This is a genomic window from Shewanella pealeana ATCC 700345 (genome assembly GCF_000018285.1).
Classification (GTDB): domain Bacteria; phylum Pseudomonadota; class Gammaproteobacteria; order Enterobacterales; family Shewanellaceae; genus Shewanella; species Shewanella pealeana.
In genome coordinates, this window is the sequence record NC_009901.1 from 1,495,865 (window position 1) to 1,521,470 (window position 25,606).

Genomic DNA, 25,606 nt, shown 5'->3' on the forward strand with positions numbered 1-25,606 from the left:
GCTGAACGCTAACTTGAGCACGGCTAACATAGACACTGCTAACTTGAACTCAACTAGCTATACTACGATTGCGGCCTGGTCTTTAGCCGTTGCTAGAGCATTAAGCGTTAGCCAAATAGAGCCAAAGTCGCTATTTCATCGAGTTGGTTTAGATCTTGACGCACTGGAAGCGCAGCCTAGTGGTCGAGTCGACATAGATAAAATGACTCGACTCTGGCAAGCGGCTGAGCAGGCGTCAGCATCGGATGCCTTTGGTCTAACCGTTGGTCAATATGCCTTTCCCATGCATTTTCACGCTTTAGGCCAGTTAATGATGAGTAGCGACTCATTAGCGCAGGCCTTTGAAGCACTGCCTGAATACTCTGCACTGGTGAGTAATAGTGGCCAGATCCGCTTACAGCGCACACCTCAGTGGCTTGGATTTACCATTAGCCCGTTAAACGGGGTTGAGATCAGCGAGCTCGCTATCGATGCATTTTTTAGTAGCTTGATGCAGCAGGGTAAGCAGATGGTCGGCCATCGCCAGTTTGTGCGTAGGGTGGAGTTAATGCGTGGTGCGCCGAAATCAATTCAGCCTTGGCAAGACTGCTTCGGTTGCCCTGTTGTGATGAAGGCGGCAGATAATTGCATGTGGATGGACAGGAGCATGCTAGAGCAATCGGCGCTGACTAAAGATCCCTTATTGGCCGAGTCTAATGAACTGGCCGTGCGGCAATATCTCGATAATATGCGGGCATTGAGTTGGCGACAGAAAACCAGCCAAGGGATCCATGCAAGTTTACTTAATAAAGAGCCTACAGCGGCGAAAATCGCCCAGATGTACAATATTAGTGAGCGCAGTTTAGGCCGTTACCTACAGCTTGAAGGAACGGGGTTTAGAGAGTTACTTAAACTTAAGCGCCAAGAGTTAGCACATCACTATCTAGTTAACACCGATATGCCGATCAACACGTTATCCGATATCTTAGGCTATAGCAGCGTAAGTAACTTTACTCGATCATTCAAATCTTGGCAGGGGAGCAGCCCTTCGCAATATCGTCAAAAAAGCCGCACGTTTACTGGCTAACATTTGCTGGTTTGAAAGCGAAACTTATACCCCGCTTATATCGTTGCAGAGAGAGTTGGCGAAAAATGATAACTACAATGTTGGTAAAATGTAATAACTTGGTTCGCAGTGATTAACAATCGAGCTTTTACATATGCTAATAAAAACAAAAAGACAGCCACTCAAGCCTTATTTGGTTGGAGGCGTCACCGCGCTCTTGTTACTGGGATGTCAACCTGAAACCACATCGCCAAAACTTTCCTCGTCAGTCGCTGATAGTGCGGGCTTTACACCAGCAAGTCCCCACACTATTGAGGCAAACCAGCGCCTCTTGTCTCAGCTTCCCTTCGACGATATTCAAGATTTTGAAGACGCCAATCGAGGCTTTATCGCTAGAATGCCGGAGCTTAAGGTGCGAGGCACAAATGGTGATATTATTTGGGACAGAACCGCGTACGACTTTATCGAGGGGGATGCACCTAAGAGTGTTAACCCTAGCCTTTGGCGCCAAGCGAGCCTTAATAATATCGACGGCTTATTTGAAGTGACCAAGGGCGTCTATCAACTTCGGGGCTTTGACTTGGCCAATATGACGGTGATAGAAGGAGAAAAGGGCTGGATCATTGTTGACCCACTTACCACAGCCGAAACGGCGAAGCTTGCCTTCGAGTTTCTCAATAAGACATTGGGACCGCGTCCAGTCTCAGCAATTATCTTCACCCATAGCCATATGGATCACTTCGGCGGCGCACTCGGGTTATTAACTGAGGGAGAGGTATTTTCTGAGGCGGTGGATATCATTGCACCCGCAGGCTTTATGCATGAGGCGACCAGCGAAAACGTTACCGCAGGGACCGCCATGAGTCGCCGCGCCATGTATATGTATGGTAAGCAATTACCACGTTCGGAGCGTGGCCATATCGATTCGGGTCTTGGTAAAGAGCCCGCATTTGGACAGTTTGGGATCTTGAACCCGACCTTAGTCGTCGAACAAGATTCATCTATGATGATTGACGGAGTGCCATTCGAGTTTCAAATCGTTTCTGGCTCAGAAGCGCCTGCCGAATTTACCTTCTACCTGCCTGAGCAGCAAGCCTATTGCGGCGCTGAACTCGTCTCTAAGAACATGCATAACCTGTATACCCTGCGCGGTGCTAAGGTCAGGGACGCGCTGACTTGGAGTCGTGCAATTGATGAGGCATTAATGGCAGAGCGAGACACCAAAGTCTATTTTGGCAGTCACCATTGGCCTATTTGGGGCCAAGAGAGGGTTAATGACTTCTTAGCAAAGCAGCGAGATACCTATAAGTATATTCATGACCAAGCTGTACGAATGCTCAATGCTGGACTCACCCCAGCAGAAATTGCCGAGCAAATTAAAATGCCACCATCGCTTTCTAACACATTTGCTAGTCGAGGCTATTACGGAACGGCTAAGCATAATGCCAAGGCGGTGTACCAAGCCTATTTAGGTTGGTATGACGCCAACCCTGTTAACTTAGATCCTCTGCCAGCAACCGCAACCGCCATTAAGTATGTTGAGCTGATGGGGGGCGCAGACAAGGTGATAGCGGCAACGCAGATGGCGGTGGACTCAGGAGAATATCGCTGGGCAGCCGAGCTGATTAATCACTTGGTGGTTAGTGACGCTAATAACGATGAGGCAAAGGCACTACTTGCACATATCTATGATCAGTTGGGTTATCAAGCGGAATCCGCGCCGTGGCGAGATGTATATCTAACTGCTGCTTATGAGTTACGCCACGGTAGCCCTGAAAAGGGTATAGATCTCGCCTCGATGAAGCAGATATTGCTGCAATCTCCCGTTGATAACTTTATGCAGTCGATGGCAACGCGGGTGATTGGGCCTGAGGTTTTTGGTGAGGAGTTTGTGCTAAATATTCACTTTACCGATCTTAATAAAAATTATGTATTAAGCCTTAATAATGCAGTGTTGCATCATAAGCTCGCCCCTAAGTCTGATAAGGCTAACGCGACACTCAACATCAGTCACGAGCTGTTTGTCGACCTCATCATAGGCAATGCAGGAGTGAAAGAAGTACTGTTCTCTGACGAGCTTGAAATTGAGGGCAGCAAGCTGGATCTGGTGAGTTTCTTCTCCTCTCTCGATAAGCCCAAGGGCGTGTTTAATATTGTGACGCCCTAGCTTGTCACATCATAGTTGGAGCTATGATGATTGGGCGTCATAGCAGGCGCCCTTGTTTTCGAGGCTAACTGTGGGTCTGCGCTTAGCCATCGACCTAAACAATCAAACTTCGTTTGATAGCAAAGACTATACAGACTCAATTTATCTCTAGGCTAAGAGTTCTCTTGCTGCAACAGTGGTTCCAATGGCCTGCGGCCAGCGCATGTGCAGACACTGCCGTGACACGCTATAAATACATCCCTGTAGACACGGCCATGACGTCCATGTCATGGACGGTCACGGCCGTGTCTACACTGAGTTAGAAAAGCATAACCTTTGGAATTTGAAGTTATGACTAAAGACCTAACTCGTTTCTGGACAGAAATTAGTAAGAGGAAGGAGTCTAAATCTGGGTCGTAGGATTAGGAAAAGTATGGTAATCAAATAAAGTTTACCCTGACCCCACATATCTCAAGTCTTCAAAACTTCGGTCATTCGAGGCGACCCAGATAGTTCCAATAATGATCTTGCCAGCTATCTTCAGAAATCATATTTCAATCACTTACGTAGGATTCCAATAATTTACATAACACCTGCATCAGGTGCGGGAAATGCTTGTCTAAAACTAGCATAGAATGAGTATCAGACAAGTGTTGAACGTCACTATTTATGCTCATGTTAGAGCGCTACTTCGCAATCCTTTCAGCCCATAATGTATTTAGCTTTTCTTGCTCTGATTCAAATACTTTTTGCGGAATTAAAGGCGTGTTAGACGTAACAACATTATATTCCGCAAATAATGACAATAAGTTAGGGAACGCCAATTTTGAAGTCCCAAGTTGTTGATCGATACTTGTAAGCTTTGACGTTGCGTTACCAAAACTAATAGCTTTATCAATACCATTCCATAAAGGGAAAAACATCAAAAACAAAAGAGCTAATCTAGGTAAAGAATAGTTGGCATCAGTTGAAGTAACAGATAAACCTGTGACAATTAAAGCAATAATTAACACGGCTAAAAGGATTGAATTTCTAATAGTTCTTTGTTTACAAGCTTGATATAAGTGCTGCGACCAAAAACAGCTTTCTTGAATTATTTCTACCAACCTTACCTCTGGTGCAGAGTCACTTGTAGCGTAATAATTACTATTTTCAAACTTATCAGCTTTTTTGAATTCATCGATTGTTACTTTACTTTTTAAGTAAGCTAAGTCGACAGACATATCTGCCCCATAGGACTTTTGAATGATATTCAACCTAATTAGTTCTTGACCAAGTGATTTTTTGTTATTTGTAGTTTTTGATAGAAGCCACGCAGAAAACTCTGAAACTATTGCTGTTAAAGCAACAATATACAACAAGTTCCCAACCAGAAATATTGACGATGCAGCGCATATAAAGGTTACTAAATGCAGCAAGTTTTCGTATTTTGAATACATCTTTGCATTATCTAATACAGCACTTGATAAACTTTGAATACTAGCCATAAGATGGAAACCTATCTCCAAATAATTTGCCGAATTTCTCAATCGACTCTTTGTCGTTGTTATTGTAGTGAGCAGACCAAGCATCACGGCTTTTGCCCAATGCAGCTTCAATTCGATTGCTCGCTTCTAGCCTATCAGAATCACTCAGATAATCATCAACATAACCGTCGAGTCCAGATGGTGATGGGATGTAGCTTTGTATTTTTGTATGCATGTGCTCAAAAAACTTAAATACATGCCACGCATAATCGCTATAAAAATTCTCATAGCTTAATGCCATAACTTCGATATGAAAGGATGATAAATATGAAGAATGTTTTCTGTTCCATTCTTTGATCATTTTAATCAGATGAATTTTTTGTGCAGACGCTTTCTTCATGTTGTTGATATGAATTTTTGGTCTTGTTTCAATCCATGAGTTGTTATTCGCATTTGGTATTTTGTAGCAATAGAAGCTTCCGTCATCGGAAACTCTGTATGCAGGAACGATATCTACATTAGGCCAGGTTTTAAAATACAACGTCACTGCTTGGCCATTTTTTTTAGCCATACGAGTGTTATATTCGCTTAATTTATCACGTACTGATTGTAAGAATTCCGTTGGTGACTTATTTTCAGCATGCGCTCCATAATGAAGGACTAACATTACATCCGCATCTGCAAATCCGCTCAAAGATGTCCCACTAACCAAAGAACCTAAGGGAAAAGCTTCTAATATATTAAACTCTTTACCCAACAGGTTGACTATAGATTTACATCGAGACTCTGCAATATCTGCCTGATTGCCTGTAATTGATATCCTTTCGATGAATTTATCGAATGAAACAGCGATTGTGTATGGCACCTGAACTCCTTTTGCGCTCTAACGCCTTAATAACGAACAAAAAACAGCCAGCTTTTTTCTTATTAATTAGCTTGTTAGGCATATGATTACATTTTACCTGTAATATCCAGCCCATCTTCAGTGACTCTGCTTGAAGACATTTTTATATCAATTACGGTTCCGTCATCTCTCGTAACAGTTATATCAAACTGCCCAGATTTAAGGTGAGAAAAGACCAAGGAACAAACGCCTAAAAAATTTGATATGTTGGCTTCCGAATCAATATGAATACATTTTTCATTATCAGGAAAGTGTAATCTGATAAATTTTGTTTCAAGTTCTCTGTTAAGTGCTACTACGTCATCTAGTTCTGCGTTGTAGCTTTCAAATTTAATTGTACCGATGGGAATCTCCTATATGCCTAACATTTGTATAGTGCGCATGCTTACGTATTTGGCAAAACGCGCATGCACATTTAACAAACCTATTATTTAAGCTTTGCTAAATAAAAGTCATTGATTTATAAGCACTCTATCAGAATGGCGTCGGATAAACGAGCATGAAAATTTGCAAAGGAAGCATTGATATTGAGGTTGAACATAAAGGGCGGAGCGAATTAGAGACAGATAATTAACTAGCTTGATAGCCATTACTCCGAATCAACAGAATAATGCTTGTCTAACCAAGTGTAGATACGGCTGCGGGCTTCGGTTTCAGGGATGAAACCGCAGAGCGTATAGGGACATATTCACAGCGTCCCGCAGAAGTATCTGCACATACCCCGCTGGAGGCGATTGATAACTGTGAAGCTAAAATGCACATCAGACTTCACCGTAGCCCAAACAAAAATACAATTAGCTTATTTCGAAGCTAAAAAAACCACCTTGCGGTGGCTTTTTAGTGACTGTCTATTACTGCTTCATGGCCAGTTACGACAGAATTAGCAATTAGTTAGCGATCTTCAACTCGGGCTTGTTATCGATAAGGTTCATATCAAAGTCAAACTCATCGACTCGAATAGCACGCTCACGCTTAAGGTTGTAATCTTGCAAAAGCTTGTGCTCGTCGCTGGTGATCACCTTAGCCTCAAGCGCGGCATCTAAGGTCAGTGCGAATCTGACTCCTGGCTTAAACGTCTTGGCGCGAATCGCCTTTTTGACCTTGGCAAGTAGTGGTAAGCAGACCATCTTCGCAAGGTAAGCTTGCTCGTTAATGTCGTTACCGTCACCTGCCACAGGCTTAATAAGATGAGTCAGGTTCTTCTTGAACTCGGTATTAAGCTGAGCCTGCTCTGCTAATTCACGAACTAAATTATCATTGATTTTTGGCATCTTAGCCGAGTAAGTCACAGTGACTAAACGCATAAACTTACGCGTTGCCGATGAAGGGAAGTTATCTAAGAAATCCAACAAGGCTTTCTCTGCCTGACACAGTGACCAGCGCGTAGCGTAATGGAAATAGGGCGCCGCTTCTTTTTGCTCTGCAGCAGTTAATTTCTTTTCATAGTAACGAATCGAGGCCATGGCGGCGTACAAGTAGCTCATCACATCACCTAGGCGGGCTGACAGCATTTCTGCTTGCTTGAGCTTGCCACCTAAAACTAATAACGAGAAGTCTGCATATACCGCTAGCTTAGAGGCTAGCTTATGTACTGATTGCTCATAGGGCTTCACTTCAGCAAGAGTTGAGGCTGCTGATGCGGTAAAAGGTAATAAACCTAGCTTAAAGGCACGTAAGCTGTTGCCAACACTGTAGCTAACTGTTTTACGTAAAATACCGTTAAAGACTTTGTCAGCACTTTTCTCGTTTGAGTGGATAGATTCCACCATAGACTGCAAGTATGGGTGACAACGCATCACACCTTGACCGAAAATCATCAGGTTACGGGTGAGAATGTTGGCGCCTTCTACGGTAATCGCAATCGGTTGGGCCACATAGCCAGAGGCTAAGGTGTTTTGCGGGCCACACTGAATCGCTTTACCTGCCTGAATATCCATTGCCGAGTCGAGGATATCACGGCCAAGCTCTGTCATATGATACTTAGCGATGGCTGTCACAACCGATGGCTTTAACCCAAGGCCTAGGCCTTCAGTTGTTAGCACGCGCATCGCTTCTTGCAGATAGGTTTTACCGGCGATATCGGCAAGCTTCTCTTGAATACCCTCAAACTTACCAATCGATAGGCCAAACTGCTCACGCACTGCTGCATATTCAGCTGAAGATTTAAATGACGCCTGACTCACTGATACACCGAGTGCTGGCAGTGAAATGCCGCGTCCAGCACCGAGACAGGCAACGAGCATTGCCCAGCCGCGGCCGATGTTTTTCTGGCCACCTATGATGAAGTCCATTGGAATAAACACGTTTTCACCACGGGTAGTACCGTTGTAAAAGCGAACCCCCATAGGGTCATGACGATTACCTAGCTGCACACCTGGGTGCGACCTAGGAATAAGCGCGCAGGTGATACCAAGATTTTCTTTGCCACCAAGTAGACCCTTTGGATCTTCTACCTTAAAGGCCAAGCCTAATACACTGGCGATGGGGGCAAGGGTGATATAACGCTTATCCCAAGTTACGCTTAAGCCAAGTACTTTTTCACCTTGGTATTCGCCCATTGTGACTGTACCGATATCCGGAATACCGCCAGCGTCTGAACCTGCCTCAGGGCTAGTTAGTGCAAAACAAGGAATTTCTTGGCCGTTAGCGAGGCGAGGTAACCAGTAATCTTGTTGCTCAGAGGTGCCGTAGTGCATTAACAACTCACCGGGACCGAGTGAGTTTGGCACCATTACAGTGACCGCAACCGCCGAACTTTTAGCGGCAATAGTGGCAACGATAGTCGAGTTTGCGTAGGGACTAAACTCGAGGCCACCGAATGATTTGGGAATAATAAGCGAGAAAAATTTATTTTCTTTTAGGAAGTTAAGAATATTTTCAGGGAGGTGTGTGCTGCGCTGGATCTCAAAGTCATCCACCATCTCTAGTAAGGTCGCCACTGGACCGTCTAGGAATGCCTGCTCGTCGCTAGACAGAGTAGCAACGGGGATATCACGTAGGGCTGCAAAGTCAGGTACACCTTGATAAATCGAACCTTCTAACCACACATCACCGGCATCGAGTGCCTCTTGTTCTGTGGTAGAAATGCTTGGCAATATTTTTTTTAGTTGTGTTCTTATGCTCATATTAAATGCTCGTCCGACCAGAAGTTATGCTTCACATTACGTCATAAAACGAGGCATAGATCAAATTTTCAAACGATAAATTTAAACGTGCGTTTGGATTTTGGCTAAGGTTCTGTTTAGTTTTGATTATTTACGTTAAAAATTTCATAAGCTTACGCGTGTACGCTCGAATGAAATTATTTTTTAATGACGTTACTGCTTACCATAGTGATGATGACTCAATTGAGTCAGCAATAGAGAGGATAGATGGCGTGTTAAATCGATTGGTATTAGAGGAGTTTTGTCGTGGAAGTTGTAAACATACACTAGGGCTATATAGCCCTAGTGTATGTTTGAGAAAGGTATGTTTGAAAAAATATGTTTGAGATAAGTATGTTTAAGTATGCCTGCTATTAGCAATTACCTATGAGGTTCTAGCTTCTAGGTTCTAGATAGTAGGCCTATTATCCTCGTTTATGTACTCGAGCCTCGCCCTGAACTCGCTTGTACATCTTGCTTAAGTTTTTATCTTTTGCTCGTTTCTCGGCAATACTGGCGCCATTTAATGCCTGCTCCCGCATCAGCTTTTGAAAGCTTTGTAAGCGCCGCTCAGTTAGCTGGCCATTTTCAATTGCAGCTTGTACGGCGCAGCCGGGTTCTTGCTCATGCTGACAGTCGATAAAACGGCACTGCTGCGAGTATTCAACAAGATCGGCAAAGGTCTCGTTGAGTCCCTCTTCGCAATCGGCTAGTTGTAGCTCGCGCATACCTGGTGTGTCTAGCAATAGCCCGCCGCTTTGAGTTAAATGCAGTGAACGGCTAGTGGTGGTATGTCGCCCTTTACTATCGTCTTGGCGAATTGCCGATGTTAACTGACTGGTGTCGCCTAATAGAGCGTTAACTAGCGTGGATTTCCCCACACCTGAAGAGCCGATAAATGCCACGGTTTTACCGTCAACGCAATAACTCGATAGCGCCCGAGTGCTTTGCTCATCTAGTCCGTTAACGGTTTCGATGAGTAAGCTTGCATCCAACTCTCTTAGCGCTTCTATGTAGGGCGTAAGATCATCACATAAATCGACTTTTGTCAGTACGATAACGGGTGTGACTTTCGCTTCGTGGACCAGTGCCAAGTAGCGCTCGATGCGATTAATGTTAAAGTCATCGTTGAGTGACGATACGATAAATACCCAGTCAAGATTCGCTGCGATAAGTTGCTGCTCGACCTTAGAACCCGCAGCCTTTCGACTAAACAACGCGCTGCGTTCAAGTACAGCAACAAATTGCTGCTGACTGTCTAACAGTAACCAGTCACCGACCGTCATTTCTGGCATGTTTTGATGGATTGTAAGTGTCGATTCGCCGCTTTCTGTGAGTAATTGATACTGACTACGGTGATGAGCACTCACTCTAGCTACACTTGCGTACTCTTGAGTTTCAATCAGCTGTTGCTGAAAAAACGGACTCCAGCCAAGTTGCTTTAAGTTATATAAAGAGACATTTTCTAGCGGCGTAGATACGCCAGAATTGATTTCTATACTCGTTGTTGAGCTGGCCGCTGACGATTTACTCGATGAGCAGGTACTAGCTGAAGACGTTGTACGTGAAAGAGTACTGGATTTTAGGTGGTTAAAACGGTTTGATTTTGTCATATAAACCCCAGCGCAAAGCGCCTGAATATTAATTCTGGGGGGACTTTTGATAGATAAGACCCCGGTAAAGCGTTTTCACTACCGGGCAAAGCGCTTTATGGCTGCCAAAGCTTAAAAGGCGTAATAGCTATTATCGCTCATTTTAAATCTGTGGCTTACGCTAAATATACTCCTGCGGCTAGCAAGAGGTATGAGATTAAAGCGCTGCAGTTGCCCAGTATGGGTTTACAACAATCATCAAATTCTCCATTAAAATAGTTACGGCATTAATATTATAGTTAGTGGTTAATTTAGCAACTCCTTAGTCACAAGGCCACTTTTGAAGAACAAATCTTGAAAAGCTTGTGGCGACCCTCACAATTTTCCAAGTTGATAGCTATGGCCGAGAGTCGTGGCCTATGGCCTGTTTTTCTGAATTTTACTCAGTTGTTGGCTGTTGTGTTTGCCTCTCTGAAATAGAGCTGCGGCTTACTCCTATGAGCAAAACAAAGCAGCGATAAGTGAAATGGAGATCGCTGCAAGGGCTGCCATACTATGCCATCAATTATGGGGTAATAAGATTATCTCGACGAGAGAGATAATCTTTCATTTAGATGGTTGATTATTTAGCGCTAATTCATGGTTAACACTTGGGTGTCTGAATCTTGCGAATATTGCCACTCTACAAATTGTGGTGCTTGTCCCTCATAAAACCAAATTACCGCGATCAGTTGACTCTCATGATTGGCAACTTTTACCTCTTTGTTGAGCTGACCATCAGTTAACGGGCCTCGAAATAGGCAAGAGTCGAAGTTTACTGAGTAACCATCTCCTTGAGCTTGGTAGTTATCGCACAGTGAAAAATAACCTCTTTCAGTGCTGACTCGGTCGACATCTATCGTTAAAAGATAGGCTGACTCCAGCTTGTTATCGGCATCGACTACAAGGTCGTCCAATGACGTTGAGTCTGCAGCAGGGTCTGGAGTCGGATCTTCCGTCGTAGTTGTATCAGTCGATGTGGTTGTCTCTGTTGGTGTTGCTATAGGGGCCGGAGTATCAGATTCACCATCGCCACCTCCCCCACATGCGCTAAGCAATGCAGTCATAATGAATAATAGGCCTAAGTGATTGTTAATGGATTTCTCATTTTGATTATTCATAACGCTCTCCATTAGTTGTCAAATATCAATGACTCAATGGCATTCTCATACCAAGTCGGGTTGGTGTTACCTGTGCTGTCGGCGGCAAAATCGACGAACTCTGTGTAGGCATTATCTAAGCGCTTTTTCTCTTTCGGGTGCTTCCAAGTGACGGGGATCTCGATGGCCCAGGCCATGCCGTTTTCATCCTGGAAGTATTGTCCTGCACTCGGGTTAGACGCATCGTCTCGAGCACCAAAATAATTAGTTGAGAACTTATCGGTTGGAGCCTGATTCTTAAGGTGGACCTCTAGCTGACGACCGGGAAGAGCACCGACCACATTTTTCGCGGCTAACCCATGGTCAGTATTAGGGGTGGCAAAAATAAATGGATCATAGGGGAATGCAGGGACTAGGTTTTCATCCACTGGGCTTTCAAAGGGGATCTCAAATGACCAAGTGGTTCTATAGGCGCTCTCACAACCTGTCTCTGTTCTAAGGTACTGGCAGCCTTGCTCGAGTGTAACGTACTGCTTTAAGTCTTCAGTGAAAACAAAGACCGCGTTAGATTGTCCTGTTTCGAGAGGGGAGTCTGTTTGAGCTACGCCATCAATTGACCAGCTGATGACAGACTCTTTAATTTTACTGCGGCTGACGCCGGGTAGGTGAATGGCAAAACCATTATGGTAGGCGGCGCCCATAGCGGCTAATTGCGCCTCAAAGCCGATGCGTCTGACTTGATCGTTTTTAACGTACTCGATAAGACGTAATTGAATAACCACGTCATTCATATCAAAGTCACCTTGATCTGGGTAGAGATCTTCGTAGGCGAGAGTGGTGTAGGTGGAAGAGGAGGGATAGTAATTAATGGTCACGCCTGTTTCCGTTAGGGTCACTGCATAATCTTCGACCTCGCCATCGCCGACGCCACCTGTTGGGTTAATCACTTGCTGAGTGCTAAGGCGAAAGCGTGCCCAAGTGGAGCCAGCTCGAGCCCAGCTGGGTACATCGATGCTAATACTATTTTGGCCGTCAGCGAGGCTTTCTCCAATGATAGCCTGCTCTTCGGCGCTAAAGCTGCCGTCTCTATCCCAGTCGAACCAGGCATTTAGATAACCCTCGCTGCCTTTGGCGGTGACCAATAAAATTGCGCTTTCCCCTAGCTCAAACCCTGTCGGCATTGATACCCCATCTTCATCATCGGAGTTGTCGCTGCTGTCATCACTCAGTGGCGATGGATAGCCGTTGGACTCATTATCAACGCTGGCACCCAAGTACAAATCATCACTCATGGTGTGCCTCGCGCCATTTGAGGCTAAGAGGGTACCGTAGCTGTCTGGGGCGTCACCAAAATCTACATCATCGCCGACAACGACTTCGGCGAGGGCACAGCGGGCGCCATCATTACTCGAAGAGGCTGGACCATAGGCGAATAACACGCTAGTGGGTGAGGAGGAATTAACATTCAGTTTGTAAATATAGCCATTGCTGTTGTTACTGACATAGAGGTTGCCATCTGGGTCGAAGAACTGTGCACCGAAGGTAAAGTTATTGCCACTAGAGGTTATCACTGTACCTAAGTCTGTCGCTTCACCTGTGGCGGGGTCTATTCTTAGCAGCTTTCCTGAGGCACCATTACTGATACTGTACAGGTAACCATCGCTGGGATGAAAGGCAAAGTCGGTGATATTGTAGCTGGCAAAATCGATACTATCTGGCACCACTGTCATGCTGTAGTTAGCGGGATTATCCAGTGGGATTTTAAACAGCCCTTTACCTTTTCTATAGCCATACCAAACATTTTCATTGATGGCGATATCACCCACAAAGAAGTTACCTGCCGAGGCTGATGCTGCATCCTTGCTGACGCTCAGTGCCGTTATCTGATAGTCATTCCCCGTGCGTCCGAGTGAGGCACTGGCGTAGTCCCAGCCGTAGAGGTAATTATCATGATAGTTAAAACCTACGCCGTTATAACCATTGCCTGTTCCCATATCTTCCGACAAAACCACATAACTACCCGTAGCCAAGTTAACGCCGTAGCTTTTAGGAATATTTGATTGTTTTTGGATAACAAAGGCTTCTGTAGGGCATGCACTAAAGGGATCTGACGCACTGACATTTTCTGAAATAAATAGCCCGAAAAGTAAGATGGAACCGAAGCTAAATTGAGTTGGCTTGGATATTCTCATAATGCATCTCTCACTATATTGTTATCTGTTGTGAAGAGGTAATGCATAAGATGTGCCGTTAGGTATTACTGCTTTGTTTCAGATGGTTAGCTTCACTTTGCTATGCAGTGTTTTAGGCTGATGATAATTTTTTTGCATTTTGCAAATATGAATTGAGCTCGAAACTAAGTTATGTGAACTCAACTCTAGTGGACCAATATGAGCTAGGAGTTTACTTAGCCGCAATTGGTTATTGGTAACGACAAAGTGAGCTTCATATTATCTATGGCTTTATATTTTTGCGTTAAATACTCCCAGAGCGATTAGGTCTCTTGCGCGCGATTGACCATACTTGTTGTACTGCATTAGTAGGATTAACTTGGAACAAGTGTTTAACAGTGCTAAGTTTTCTTTGTTGTAACATTCTTTTAACTGTTTGCTGATGGTAAGGAATTTATGTCGAAGATGCGCATAGGGATAGTGTGCCACCCCAGTATTGGTGGTTCAGGGCTAGTGGCAACAGAATTGGGGCTTGGGCTTGCTAAGCTTGGCCATGAAGTGCACTTTATATCGAGTGTGCGCCCTTTTAAATTAATCGAAGACTCAGACCGATTATTCTTCCACTCGGTAGAAGCGATTAATTATCCGCTATTTTCAGACCCGTTATACACCTTTGCGTTAACCGCTAAAATTATTGAGGTCGTAGAGCAATTTAAGCTCGATGTTGTGCACGCTCATTACTCGATTCCTCACTCTCTATGCGCCTATCTCGCTGGCGAAATTACAACCCATAAGTTTCCAACTGTGACGACGATTCATGGCACAGATGTCACCATTGTTGGTCAAGATAAGCCGCTTTACCCCCTTAATCGGTTCAGTATTCATAAAAGCACCAGAGTGACGACAGTGTCGAATTTTCAACGCAATTATATCTATAGTCATTTTGACAAGACAAAACCGATAGAGGTCATTCATAACTTCATTGACTTAACCGTTTTCTCACCGGAATTAGCCGATATTGATGTTCGCCGCAAGATGGCGAAAGATGATGAAAAAATTGTCATGCATGTATCAAATTTTAGGGCGTTAAAAAATAGTGACACCGTAATACGCTCCTTTCACTTATTGCGGCGAAAGGTCAAGGCTCGGCTAGTCTTGCTTGGTAGCGGGCCAGATATTGATAACATTAAGCTGCAATGTGAAAAGTTGGGAATTTTAAAGTATGTCACCTTTATGGGGGATGTGACTCATGTTGAGCACTACCTCCCAAATGCAGATTGCATGATCCAACCCAGCTATCGTGAGTCTTTTAGCATGGTACTGCTTGAAGCTATGGCCTGTGGGGTACCGACGGTAAGCAGTAATGTCGATGGGATCCCAGAAGTTGTAGATGAAGGGCAAAGCGGATTTATGTTCGATCCCGATGATGCGATTGCAATGGCTAAGTCGATGGGGCAGATCTTGCTCGACCCTGAGCTACAAAAGCAGATGGGACGTGCGGGTAGGCTGCGGGCTGCTAAGCTTTTTAATCCCGAGAGAAAAGTCGAGCAATACATAGCCTGCTACCGAGAAGCCATTCAGGATTGCCAATGTGCTTGTTCATCAGTGCAGACATTACACGGAGACAGTAATGAGCAGTAAAACGGATACTATAGAGCCAGAAGCGAACGATACCGAGCAACAAAAACCAAAGCAGAAGATGAGTATGTCGACTCTGGTTTTATTGTCGTTTGCGGCAGGTATTATTGCAGGGCTATTTTTTGGTGAGATGTTGGCGTGGATGTCTGTCATTGGTGATGCATTTATTAAACTGCTGCAGATGACGATTATTCCCTACATCATAGTGTCCTTGGTCTCGAGCCTCGGTAGTTTGACCATGGAACAGGCTAAATCTTTGGGGGTGAAGGTTGGTAAGCTAATGTTGGTGATCTGGGCCTTTGGTCTACTGACTATGTATCTTATCAAGTACACCTTTCCCGACTGGCAGGCGGGGGAATTTTTTAGCTTAACAGCTCTAGAAGATCCCAATTCGGTAAACTTACTCGATATCTATATTCCTTCCAACCCGTTCTTTTCATTGTCGAACAGTTATATCCCTGCAATTGTGCTGTTCTGTGTCGCCACGGGTATTGCGCTGATCTCTATCGATAATAAAGACTCGCTTATGAAGCCGATGCAGCTGCTTGGAGAGTCGTTTAATAAGGTGACTCAAAGCATTGTTAAATTAATGCCGATTGGTATCTTCGCCATGACAGCGGCGACAGCGGGCACCATGGACTTTGACGAGTTTCAAAAGTTACAGGTCTATTTTGTAGCCCATGTGGTGATGACTATTATCCTGACTTACTGGGTCTTGCCGGGTATTTTAATGGTGATCACTCCCTTCTCTTATCGAGATATCACGGGGATTGCTAAAGATGCGATGATCACGGCATTTGCTGCGGGCAATATTTTTATCGTTATTCCTATTCTCATTGAGCGTACCAAAGAGTTATTCCATAAATATAATATCGGCAGCCAGCAGAGTGATGACTATGCCAACATCATTATTCCTGTTGTGTTTAGCTTCCCAAATCTAGGCAAATTACTCACCATAGTCTTTGTGCTTTTTGCGGCTTGGTTTTCAGGGGCTGAACTGGATTTTTTAACTTACTTGCCCATGTCATTAAATGGTTTAGTGAGCCTGTTTGGTAGTGTTTATTTGACCATACCTATGCTACTTGATTCTCTAGAGCTTTCCTCCGATCTGTTTCAGTTGTATATGGTCTCTAGTCTGTTCACCAGTCGTTTTACCTCTTTGCTTGCTGCGATGAATATTTTCATCTTGGCTATAGGCGGTACGGCGATGTTGGTCGGTATCGCTAAAGTGAGCATGAAGCGATTAGCAATTGTAAGCCTACTGACTCCAGTGGTGTTCGGTGTGAGTTTACTGGCAACGAGCTGGTTACTGAGCTCTATCGTCGATACCGAGTATGAGATGGATGAAGTCGTGGCGCAGATGAGTGCGGCAGAGAAAGTGCCTGATCAAGTTACCGCCTATAACTGGGCTGACTTAGCTCAAGCTGATGGACCTCGCAACATGCAGCAGATTAGAGAGAGCGGTGTGATCAGAGTCGGCTACAACCCGACGCAGGTTCCTTTCTCTTTTTATAATGCCGATCAACAGCTAGTAGGATTTGATGTTGAGCTAATGAAAAAGTTAGCGCTAGAGTTAGAGCTTAAAATTGCATTTGTACCTTATACCTTCAGTAACGTTTTAGAGGGGATCAATCAAGGTCAGTTTGATATTGCGATATCGGGTTTGCAGATGACAACCAAGCGAATCGAGCTGGTGGGCTTTACCACTCCTGTGCTCGACCTGCACTACGCGTTTGTGGTGAAGGATCATCGCGTTGATGAGTTTAAAACTGACAAGTTAATTCGTGATGCCGACAAGATTCGTATCGCCACAGTGGGTCGTTATTCAATTATTCCGCAGTTAGAAGAGAAGTTTCCCAATATCGAGTTTGTGACTATTCAGTCGGACCGATTGTTTTTTGAAGATGACGGCAAGACCTGGGATGGGCTTATGATAAGTCTCGAAGCGGGTAAAACTTGGACAATCTTATACCCAGATTACGCCACACTTTATAATCGTGAAGAGATTAAGTCGTTTCCCGCTTCCTACGCAGTGGCTCGTGACAACGCCTCGCTACAAACCTTTTTAAATAGCTGGCTTGAGCTACAAAAGTCATCAGGTTATGTCGACAAACTGTATGGTTATTGGATTTTAGGTGAGAATGCCAAGCCCCAAAAGCCACGCTGGTCAGTAATAAAAGATGTGTTACATTGGGTTGATTAAAAATAATAATAACAACGCGATAGTCATAAATGACAAGGAGTATTGTTGGTGAAAATACTTACTGCTGTATTACTCATGATGGTCACTCAATCTGCGGCCTTTGCCAGTGATGAGTATGAGGTTGGGCCCGACTCTTATGATGAGGGCAAAGATGAGTGGAACTATTTAATCGCCTTTCCCATGGTTTGGGCGCCTGATATTTCGGGCTCAATCTCAGCCGATGCAGATAGAGTCGATATCGATGTCCCTTTCAAAAATATCATCGACAACCTTAACTTCGGTGTGATTGGTGAGCTTTACGCACAAAAAGGCGATTGGCTCTATAGCCTTAGGATTAACTATTTAAGAGTTAAAAGCGATAGCCAAACAGAGGGTCTTAAAGGTCCGATTACTGGCGGTATTATCTCACCTGGACATAATATCGAAACCGACATGCACTTAGCCGTTAATGACTTTCTAGCAGGCTATGAAGTTACGCCGGGTTTACGCTTATTTACCGGCGTACGCCATGTATTCAGTAAAATTGATCTTAATGTCAAACCCTTAAGTGACGATGGACTCATTCATATTAATGCTAATATTCCTATTGCTGATGAGCATCTTTTCGATTGGTTAGTAGGTGTGACCTACCGTTACTGGCTATCTGAGTCTTGGGGCGTTTCTGTTGGCGCTGATACTAAGATCTACGGTGATAATGACAGAGACTATGGCTTTAATGCTTCGGCGTTATACCGTTTCGGGGATCTGCATAATGTTTGGATAGGCTATCGCTACTTGCAAATAGGTAACGACAGTGAGGTCGATGGGGTTCAGTATGAGATGGACTTTATTGAGAAAGGCCCACAAATTGGCTGGGCCTTTAGTTTTTAATCTGTAACAAGGTTAGGCTTAGCTGATAGTACAAAGCTATAGTACAAAGCTATAGCTAAGCACCCCATAGCCATGCCAGCTGTTTGGGTCGGGCTCATATTCTGACGTATAAACCTCTACACTCCAACTGACAGACCAAGTGGGAAACGCCCAAATCACTCCTGTGCTGGCTCTGACTTGCTGATGTTTCATCTGCACATGGGAGTCGTAGGGCACATCACCGTCGATGGTGAGATCATTAAAGCGATATCCTAACTGCGCTCGAGAATAAACAGTCCAACTCCCACTTTTGCGAGCAGTCGCACTAAATTGACCATAGTGACCCGCATGGCTACTGAGCTGACCAAATGAATCGGCTAAGTCATCTCCCCAGCGTAGTGTAAAACCAAGATTTGCTTCAGAGCGGAAGTTTCCTAGCATGGTATGACTATGACCACTTAATTCCCATTGGCTATCATCTGTCGCATCTTGGCGAAACGCGAGTGCATCTACCTCGTATGCCATCTGTAGAGTGAGTTGATTCTCGACTTGATATTGCCAGCCCTTAGGCGGCGTTGATGGAGTGATCTTATGCACTAACTCTTGCATAGTTTGAGCCCCTGATGCAGGGCCAATAACGCCAACGCTAAACCAGTTTTTTTGCGCAAAGGATGCACTATAGCTACCTGTAAAGCTTTCTAACTCGAGTAGGCCTGCATAGGGGCGGTCATTTGGTTGGGCGTAATCATATTCAATCTCACTCGGGGTCCACATTCTTTGGTAGATCTTGGCTCCCCATTGTGATGTCTGACTTTGGCTTGAAAATCGTAGCGCTTGTTGCCAGCTAAATGGCCAAGGTGCTGATGAAAAGTCACTCTCGGGCAGTGCTTGCCAGCCAAAGACGAATCCATTGGAGTAGTCGCCATCTTGGCCAATAACCACATCGTTATCAAAACTTAAGTGCCATTGATCGGCATAGGAAGAAAAGGGGGCACAGATAAGTAGGCTCACTAAGCTTAATCTGCTTAGTGTTTTGGAATTCGATAAGAAGGTCAAGGCATGACTCCTCAAAGGTTAGGGATGCATGATTTCAGGCAAAGATCTACATAACACTAACCCGCTCAGCATAGCGTTAAATAATGCCGCGGCGCAAACTTAAATATAACCTGTCACTTTTTCAAAGGATAACGTTAATCATTCTAATACTGATATAGGCATATTCTTAATATGTCGGCATGAATTCTCCCCCCTCAGAGCTCAACTTCCTTGCGCCAATGGCTTTGAATCTGCAGAAAGTAATATGCATTAGTTTTTCTGCTGCAAAACCAACAAGGCTGTGTGGTTTTTATACTAAATAGTTGTTGAATTCCTCTTCGAATAGGCGTAAATTCGCGCTCCACATTTGAGTCATAGGCTCTTTATTTATTTTAAATCAGAAACTTTTAGATGAACTGTATTTTTAAGCAAACGTGTATGCAACCAAGCGGAATACAAAAGCAGAGCTGCTCTCTAGATAGAGAAAGTAATGCGAGGGAAGTATGTTTATATCATTTTAGTGCGAGTGACATCCTTGACAGAACTGGGGCGCTTTATGGGGTAGAGATAAAATCTATCTGGTTAGAAGAGCAGCTTGAGTATCGCCCCTTACCCCATTATTACCTTACTCATATTCATGAGTTGGAAAGTATGCTTGCGAGTCTGAGTGCTCGCTTGGAGCAAGATAGCAATATAAAACAGCAAAATGGTCAAATATTTTTGGCGATTGAGCGTATTTATCTGCTTGATTCTGGTGTGATTAAAGCCTTGATTTCATTAGCTGGTGTTTTACGTCGCGTAGAAATGAAGCTAGTGATAATGCTAAATAACAGTGGTAAAGACCTTAGTCAACATACCCCTCAGATTAAATACTTATTGAATGATGCGGGTATTAAATTTTGTCTGTTCTGTAGGTTTGATGACAACTTGCAGACATCCTATCCATTTGATTACTTAATGTTTGATAATCAAGACTTGAATCAAGCATTAGAGAATCAGAAGGATAATGAAATTGTTGACTCTTTATTTACCATGAGAGAAAGAGGTTTCACTCTGATCCTTTCCGGAGGTTCTGGTGTTGCCTGTAATAGCACAGGGCTCCGTTTACCGTTTAGCTGTTTTCAACCAGTGAAGGCTTAGCTATATGTTAAGCCATGTCTTAAACCAACGACATTCTTCTTGGCTTGTCTTTGCCTTGTTAATGCTGTGCCTGATCGTTTCTTATATTCTGACTCAATATCAGCTATACAAAAAGCTTGAAGTCAGGGTTAATGACTTTGATAACTTTTATAGCGAGCGCCTAGAAAGTGCTGATCGAAGTTTACTTGCCGTAGAACAGGTGTTGAAAAATATAGAGGTGGGTAGATGCTCACAAGGGGTGGTAACGTCTCTTAAAGACTATATCTTAACTTCAGATGCCTTAGCTATAGTTTGGGTAAATTTTATCGATGAGCCAATTCTCTGTTCGGCGCTAGGGGTTTCCCAATTACCAGATCCCAAATATTATCCCGTGATTGCTTCTATGGGAAATGGGTTAAAGATCTATCAAAAGGTGGATAGCGATAACCCAGATGAAAGAAAACCTGTTTATGTGGGACGGCATACGGAGCAATATCGCTGGTTTATCGGAATTGATGTTTTGTCCTATATACAAGAAATATTAAAAAATTGTGAGGACTGTGGGGCATTAAGTATTCAGTTTAATAGTAAGCATGAGCTATTTAGGAAAAACAAAAGTGCTCCATACTGGGGAGCTATGCAATTTAACTCAGAAGTCACGGGGTTGACCTACAGGTTCTCCCTTAATTTATATAGCAAGGCTTTACTGTGGTTAACTCACTTTGTCGGTGTCATTGCTATCTCAAGTATGTTTTTTGTTGGGTGGTTGTTACTTAGAGGTGTGTCAAGGCAATATTATTGGCACCGTCTGTTTTTAAAGGCTCTGAAGAAGAAGGAGTTCAACTTAGTTTATCAGCCAGTGTTCGATAATCTAAAGCAGGAGGTTATTGGTGTTGAGGTGCTATTAAGATGGTTAAGGCCCGATGGCACAACACGTAATACTGGAGAGTTTATTGGGATCCTTGAGAAAGATCCTATTATGCCAGAGGTCACTCGCTGGGTCGTTAAAATGGCATTGAATGAACTTAAAGAGCAATTAGATGGCAAGCTTATAGGCTGGTGCAGTATCAATGTCAGCGCAATGGAAATTGAGCAGGGACAGATGCTTCCATTTTTAAGGGAATTGGTGGAAGAGGGATATCCAGTAGAATACTTGAGCTTCGAGTTGACAGAGCGGATACCAATGAATAACTGGCAGCAACTTGAAGACTTTATTAAAGCATGCCAAGCACTAGGATGTAAGGTCAAACTGGATGATGTGGGAACTGGCTATGGTGGTAGTCTGTGTTTACAGAATTTAGACTTCGATTACCTGAAAATCGATCAACAGTTTGTTGGTCACTTAGGCACGCCAGAAAGTAAGCTATCTCTAATCGAGTCATATATTGCGATTGCTAAAGAATTAAATATTAGTGTCATCGCCGAAGGGGTAGAAACCTTAGAACAGGCTGAGATCCTGAAAACACTCGGTGTTAATCTGCAGCAGGGCTGGCTTTATTCAAAGGCATTGCCAGCTAGAGAGCTTGAAGCGTACTTACTTAAAGCGACTTAATCTCGCTATCGAGACAAAAAGCCTGAGTGTTATTACACTTAGGCTTTTTGTTGTCTGGCGCTCAGGCTTCTGATACTCAAATATCGACTTACTTTGACAATTGAAAGTCAGTAAGCTTTGATTACTCAAAATCAGTAAACTCTTGCAGCTGAAAACAGTAAGCAGGGGTTATCTCGTGGCCTTGAAAATCTGTATAAATGATGGCGGCTGCTGGATATCAATCGGGATATTAAGCTTTCTTGCTACATCACTAGCGGCAATTAAGCCTCTAATATGGTGTAGTTCATGATCGATGACTAACATGTGATGCAAGCCATTTTCTTGTAACGCCCGTACAACATCGCTTACGTTGGCTGTCGTCACTTGATGGTAGTCTAATGCCATTAAGTCTTCTCGTGGCACCATCATATCTGTCACTTGAAGATCGGAAATATGCCCTGAGTTTTTGGTCGCCAATTTCATCATCTTACTATGGGATAATTCATATTGAGTGATAACGCCCAGAAAACGGTTACTTTTATCGACGACCAGTCGCATAAATGCATGGGTCTTCACCATTATGTCAGCGGTATCTACAGCGCTAGCAGAGGAGTCTATAACCATAGGTTGAGAATGGTCAAAATCAGTAAAAATGGACAGGGCTGGGGAGTCGAGGTTTGCTGAATACTCTTTTTGTGACCACATTAAGTGATCGATTGAAGCTGTGCTAAATAGTTCTAGGTTTCTCATCAGAATACTCCATGAATATGAATGGCTGACGGAGATGGCAAAATGTGATCTCTGCACCATATGTTTATTAACCTATTCCTGTAGTAGTAACAGGTCAATAAAGATGAATCACATTTAATTTTAGTTAACCATTTGATGCAATTGTTGGTATTTTGATCTTTTGTTTCATTGTTCTCTGATTCAGCCTGTGTTTATAGGCTAGGTCAAAATGGATTTTACAATAGGAAAGAGGTTTCTTTTTAGTGCTTTAGCTTGCGACTTGCATGAAGGAAAAGTAGGCTATTATTTCAAATGTTATAACTGAAATGACCATGAATCACACCATAGAAACCATTTTACAGCATCGTTCAATTAGGCACTTTACCGAGCAGCAGATCGAAGCTGAAAAATTGAAACTCATCTTACGCTGTGCCAATGCTGCCTCTAGCTCCAGTTTTATACAGTGTAGCAGTATTATCAGGGTTACTTTGCCAAGCGTCAGGGCCAAGCTGGCTGAGCTTGCGGGAGGGCAAGCCTATGTCGAGTCGGCAGCTGAGTTTCTGGTGTTTTGCGCCGACTTTAACCGTCATCAGCAAATCCACCCAGCAGCCCAACTAGGTTTTACTGAGCAAACATTAATCGGTGCAGTCGATACCGCTTTAATGGGGCAAAATGCCATGTTAGCGGCTGAGTCTATGGGGCTCGGTGGTGTGTATATTGGCGGGATCCGCAATGACCCTAAGCTGGTCTCAGAGCTCCTCGCTTTACCTAGGCATGTATTGCCATTATTTGGTATGTGCCTTGGCTATCCGGCTAAAATACCGCAGCCAAAGCCACGCTTACCACTGAGTATCGTGGTCCACCAAGAAAGTTATCAAAGCTTAGATAATGCTGAACTTGAGAAGTACGATCAGCATATACAAGCCTATTACGCCAGCAGAAGCAGTAACAACAAGCAGACCTCTTGGTCCGATCAAATTAGGGCGACCCTGAGTAAGGAGTCAAGACCCTTTATGCAGGCCTATCTAAACGGGCAGGGGTTTAGCACCAAGTGAGTCGTTTGATAGGGTAAAAATATACCGCTCTGTATGCCATCGTTATTGTGCAGCTTTATCTCAAATTTTATGCATGTGTTTATATGGATGTTTACATTTAATACAGAAACTATCACTGCGGCATCTTGAGAGTCTAATTTTGATTGCTTGAGTTAATTATTGTTCTGGGTTTTAACTAAACTAGCTATATACTCACCAAGTCATCTAGGAAATATAATGAAACGTCTTGCTTTATCTATCGCCTTAATTGCTTTTTCGGCTCATAGCTACGCCTTAGAGTTAACCAGTTCAGATATCAGTGAAGGGCAGTTGATGTCGTCAAAGTTTGAATACAAGGGCATGGGCTGTGACGGGGGGAATCTTTCACCTCAGCTTAGCTGGAGTAACGCGCCGAAGGGGACTAAGAGTTTTGCGATTACCGCATTCGATCCAGATGCGCCAACAGGCAGTGGCTGGTGGCACTGGACTGTGCTCAACATTCCCGCCACAACTACATCGTTAGAGCAAGGTGCATCTGGCAAGCTTAAAATCGGTCATGAAACCAGAACTGATTATGGCAAGCCAGGTTACGGTGGCGTTTGTCCACCAGAAGGCGATGGCATGCATCGTTACCAATTCACTATCTGGGCGCTTCCAGAGGCTAAAATTGATCTGCCAACAGATATTTCCCCAGCTGTAGTGGGTTTCACGTTGAATAAAATTGCACTAGATAAAGCTGTACTAACAGCAACTTATGTGCGTTAGCCATATACAGTGTAGTTGAAATAGTTTGTAGTAAATAGATGTGCTATTGAGGGAGAGAGTAAGAGTGACACCACTGGTTAAGATTGAACGTTTCTATGGACAGAAGTCACAGCCTTTACGCAATGTACCTGTGTATACACCGAGTATTATTGCGGTCACATCTGGCGTGAAAGCCCTGCTTTGGCAGGGAGAAACCCTAGTATTCGATCCTAACCATTGGCTGCTTGCCTCTTCCACTCAAGCGCTCACCTTTGTTAATGAGCCTTACCAAAGTAAGTTTCAGTCGATTCAATTGTCATTCTTATCGCCCCCCTCTGAATGGGTTTTAAAGCTGCACGCTAAGTCAGAGATAAGTGATTCGACCTTCTTGAGCTCACCAAGCCTCAAGGTAAACGACAGCCTAAACTTTGCGTTTTTACAGCTTATCGCGATGTCAGAGCAAAGTTTAAGTTCAGCTGTGCAGCAGTGTTACTTAGATGCTTTCTATCTACAGCTCAATGAGCAAGGAGCGCTATCTAGACTGTTTGAGGGAGACTTTCTGTCTCTAAGAGAAAAGGTGAGCCGCTATCTGTCAGCCGACCCAGCTGCCAATCATACGATTGATAATACCTGTAGCCACTTTGCGATGAGCCAAGCTACCTTTATGCGTCACCTAAGCAAAGAGGGAACCTCATTTAGAGTGATTTTAGCTGAAGTTAGAATGCTGTGTGCCATCGGTATTATGCAGTCGATTTCGGCTCGAAACGCTGTCCCACTGTCACAACTTGAGTTAGCGATACGTTGTGGTTATCAATCAGAATCACGTTTTAGCCAACGTTTTAAAACACAGTTTGGGATCTCACTAAAGCAATATATGAAGACAATCAGCGATTAAGTCCTTATTTGAATAGTAGTTTAAATAGTGGTTTAAATCGGGACGATGGCAAGCCATGTTTTCAACGAAAAATATTGCAGAGCTAGCTTAGTCACGGCCTAAATATAGACTATACTGAATAATGAAAAGCGTATTTTAGACAATGACTATTCGTAAGTAAGTAGTAAGTTGGCTAGCCAAGCATTTTAGGTTTGTGTGTTTGTAAGTGTGAAAGTTAGCTATT

Annotated in this window: 18 protein-coding genes; 10 read left to right on the forward strand and 8 right to left on the reverse strand. The window is 43.7% G+C overall.

From position 1 onward, the window contains the following. Window positions 1-43 precede the first annotated feature (43 nt). Together SPEA_RS06465 and SPEA_RS06470 are read left to right on the forward strand one after the other, a co-directional pair. On the forward strand, window positions 44-1,066 hold the full coding sequence (locus tag SPEA_RS06465; RefSeq protein WP_041411313.1) for an AraC family transcriptional regulator: 1,023 nt from the start codon (window positions 44-46) through the stop codon (window positions 1,064-1,066). A gap of 133 nt (window positions 1,067-1,199) precedes the next feature. Continuing rightward, the gene (locus SPEA_RS06470) at window positions 1,200-3,212 is read left to right on the forward strand and encodes an alkyl/aryl-sulfatase (RefSeq protein WP_012154484.1); all 2,013 of its coding nucleotides are present in this window, start codon (window positions 1,200-1,202) and stop codon (window positions 3,210-3,212) included. Between the two features lie 665 nt (window positions 3,213-3,877). On the opposite strand, the gene SPEA_RS06475 is transcribed toward SPEA_RS06470, so the two are convergent. From SPEA_RS06475 to SPEA_RS06500, 6 genes are all read right to left on the reverse strand, one after another. Further along, window positions 3,878-4,678: a hypothetical protein gene (locus tag SPEA_RS06475; protein ID WP_012154485.1), complete on the reverse strand. Its 801-nt coding sequence runs from the start codon at window positions 4,676-4,678 to the stop codon at window positions 3,878-3,880. Further along, window positions 4,671-5,522, reverse strand: coding sequence for a nucleotidyltransferase domain-containing protein (locus SPEA_RS06480; RefSeq protein ID WP_012154486.1), 852 nt, complete (start codon window positions 5,520-5,522; stop codon window positions 4,671-4,673). Before SPEA_RS06480 ends, SPEA_RS06475 begins: the two co-directional genes overlap by 8 nt. 926 nt (window positions 5,523-6,448) lie before the next feature. After that, window positions 6,449-8,686: an acyl-CoA dehydrogenase gene (locus tag SPEA_RS06485; RefSeq protein ID WP_012154487.1), complete on the reverse strand. Its 2,238-nt coding sequence runs from the start codon at window positions 8,684-8,686 to the stop codon at window positions 6,449-6,451. A gap of 443 nt (window positions 8,687-9,129) precedes the next feature. Continuing rightward, entirely contained in the window at window positions 9,130-10,317 is a 1,188-nt protein-coding gene (rsgA, locus tag SPEA_RS06490; protein WP_012154488.1) for a ribosome small subunit-dependent GTPase A, read from the reverse strand. Between the two features lie 611 nt (window positions 10,318-10,928). Next, entirely contained in the window at window positions 10,929-11,456 is a 528-nt protein-coding gene (locus SPEA_RS06495) for a hypothetical protein (RefSeq protein ID WP_012154489.1), read from the reverse strand. 11 nt (window positions 11,457-11,467) lie between these two features. Further along, window positions 11,468-13,627 carry an LruC domain-containing protein gene (locus SPEA_RS06500; protein WP_012154490.1) on the reverse strand — a complete coding sequence of 720 codons (2,160 nt, stop codon included), beginning with the start codon at window positions 13,625-13,627 and terminating at the stop codon, window positions 11,468-11,470. Between the two features lie 435 nt (window positions 13,628-14,062). Between SPEA_RS06500 and bshA the strand changes: the two genes are divergently transcribed. Genes bshA through SPEA_RS06515 form a run of 3 tightly spaced genes read left to right on the forward strand, consistent with a single transcriptional unit; the run spans window position 14,063 to window position 18,317 of the window. Next, window positions 14,063-15,247: an N-acetyl-alpha-D-glucosaminyl L-malate synthase BshA gene (gene bshA, locus SPEA_RS06505; protein WP_012154491.1), complete on the forward strand. Its 1,185-nt coding sequence runs from the start codon at window positions 14,063-14,065 to the stop codon at window positions 15,245-15,247. Continuing rightward, the gene (locus SPEA_RS06510; protein WP_012154492.1) at window positions 15,237-17,447 is read left to right on the forward strand and encodes a cation:dicarboxylate symporter family transporter; all 2,211 of its coding nucleotides are present in this window, start codon (window positions 15,237-15,239) and stop codon (window positions 17,445-17,447) included. Before bshA ends, SPEA_RS06510 begins: the two co-directional genes overlap by 11 nt. A 48-nt stretch (window positions 17,448-17,495) precedes the next feature. Beyond that, window positions 17,496-18,317, forward strand: a complete 822-nt coding sequence (locus SPEA_RS06515) for a hypothetical protein (RefSeq protein ID WP_012154493.1) — start codon at window positions 17,496-17,498, stop codon at window positions 18,315-18,317. Between the two features lie 36 nt (window positions 18,318-18,353). Here SPEA_RS06515 and SPEA_RS06520 read toward each other — a convergent pair whose 3' ends face one another. After that, on the reverse strand, window positions 18,354-19,307 hold the full coding sequence (locus SPEA_RS06520) for a lipid A deacylase LpxR family protein (RefSeq protein WP_223296572.1): 954 nt from the start codon (window positions 19,305-19,307) through the stop codon (window positions 18,354-18,356). A 462-nt stretch (window positions 19,308-19,769) separates the two neighbouring features. Between SPEA_RS06520 and SPEA_RS06525 the strand changes: the two genes are divergently transcribed. Both SPEA_RS06525 and SPEA_RS06530 read left to right on the forward strand, forming a co-directional pair. Further along, window positions 19,770-20,471, forward strand: a complete 702-nt coding sequence (locus SPEA_RS06525) for a hypothetical protein (protein WP_223296573.1) — start codon at window positions 19,770-19,772, stop codon at window positions 20,469-20,471. A 4-nt stretch (window positions 20,472-20,475) separates the two neighbouring features. Next, the gene (locus SPEA_RS06530) at window positions 20,476-22,002 is read left to right on the forward strand and encodes an EAL domain-containing protein (protein ID WP_012154496.1); all 1,527 of its coding nucleotides are present in this window, start codon (window positions 20,476-20,478) and stop codon (window positions 22,000-22,002) included. A gap of 168 nt (window positions 22,003-22,170) precedes the next feature. Here the strand turns inward: SPEA_RS06530 and SPEA_RS06535 are convergent, their stop codons facing one another. Then, window positions 22,171-22,731: a CBS domain-containing protein gene (locus SPEA_RS06535; RefSeq protein WP_012154497.1), complete on the reverse strand. Its 561-nt coding sequence runs from the start codon at window positions 22,729-22,731 to the stop codon at window positions 22,171-22,173. Between the two features lie 311 nt (window positions 22,732-23,042). On the opposite strand from SPEA_RS06535, the gene nfsA reads away from it, so the two are divergent. The 3 genes from nfsA (at window position 23,043) to SPEA_RS06550 (ending at window position 25,383) form a co-directional block, all read left to right on the forward strand. Then, entirely contained in the window at window positions 23,043-23,765 is a 723-nt protein-coding gene (gene nfsA, locus SPEA_RS06540) for an oxygen-insensitive NADPH nitroreductase (protein ID WP_041411317.1), read from the forward strand. Between the two features lie 216 nt (window positions 23,766-23,981). Beyond that, window positions 23,982-24,509: a YbhB/YbcL family Raf kinase inhibitor-like protein gene (locus tag SPEA_RS06545; RefSeq protein ID WP_012154499.1), complete on the forward strand. Its 528-nt coding sequence runs from the start codon at window positions 23,982-23,984 to the stop codon at window positions 24,507-24,509. Window positions 24,510-24,573: 64 nt separating this feature from the next. After that, entirely contained in the window at window positions 24,574-25,383 is an 810-nt protein-coding gene (locus tag SPEA_RS06550; protein WP_012154500.1) for a helix-turn-helix transcriptional regulator, read from the forward strand. Window positions 25,384-25,606 lie beyond the last annotated feature (223 nt).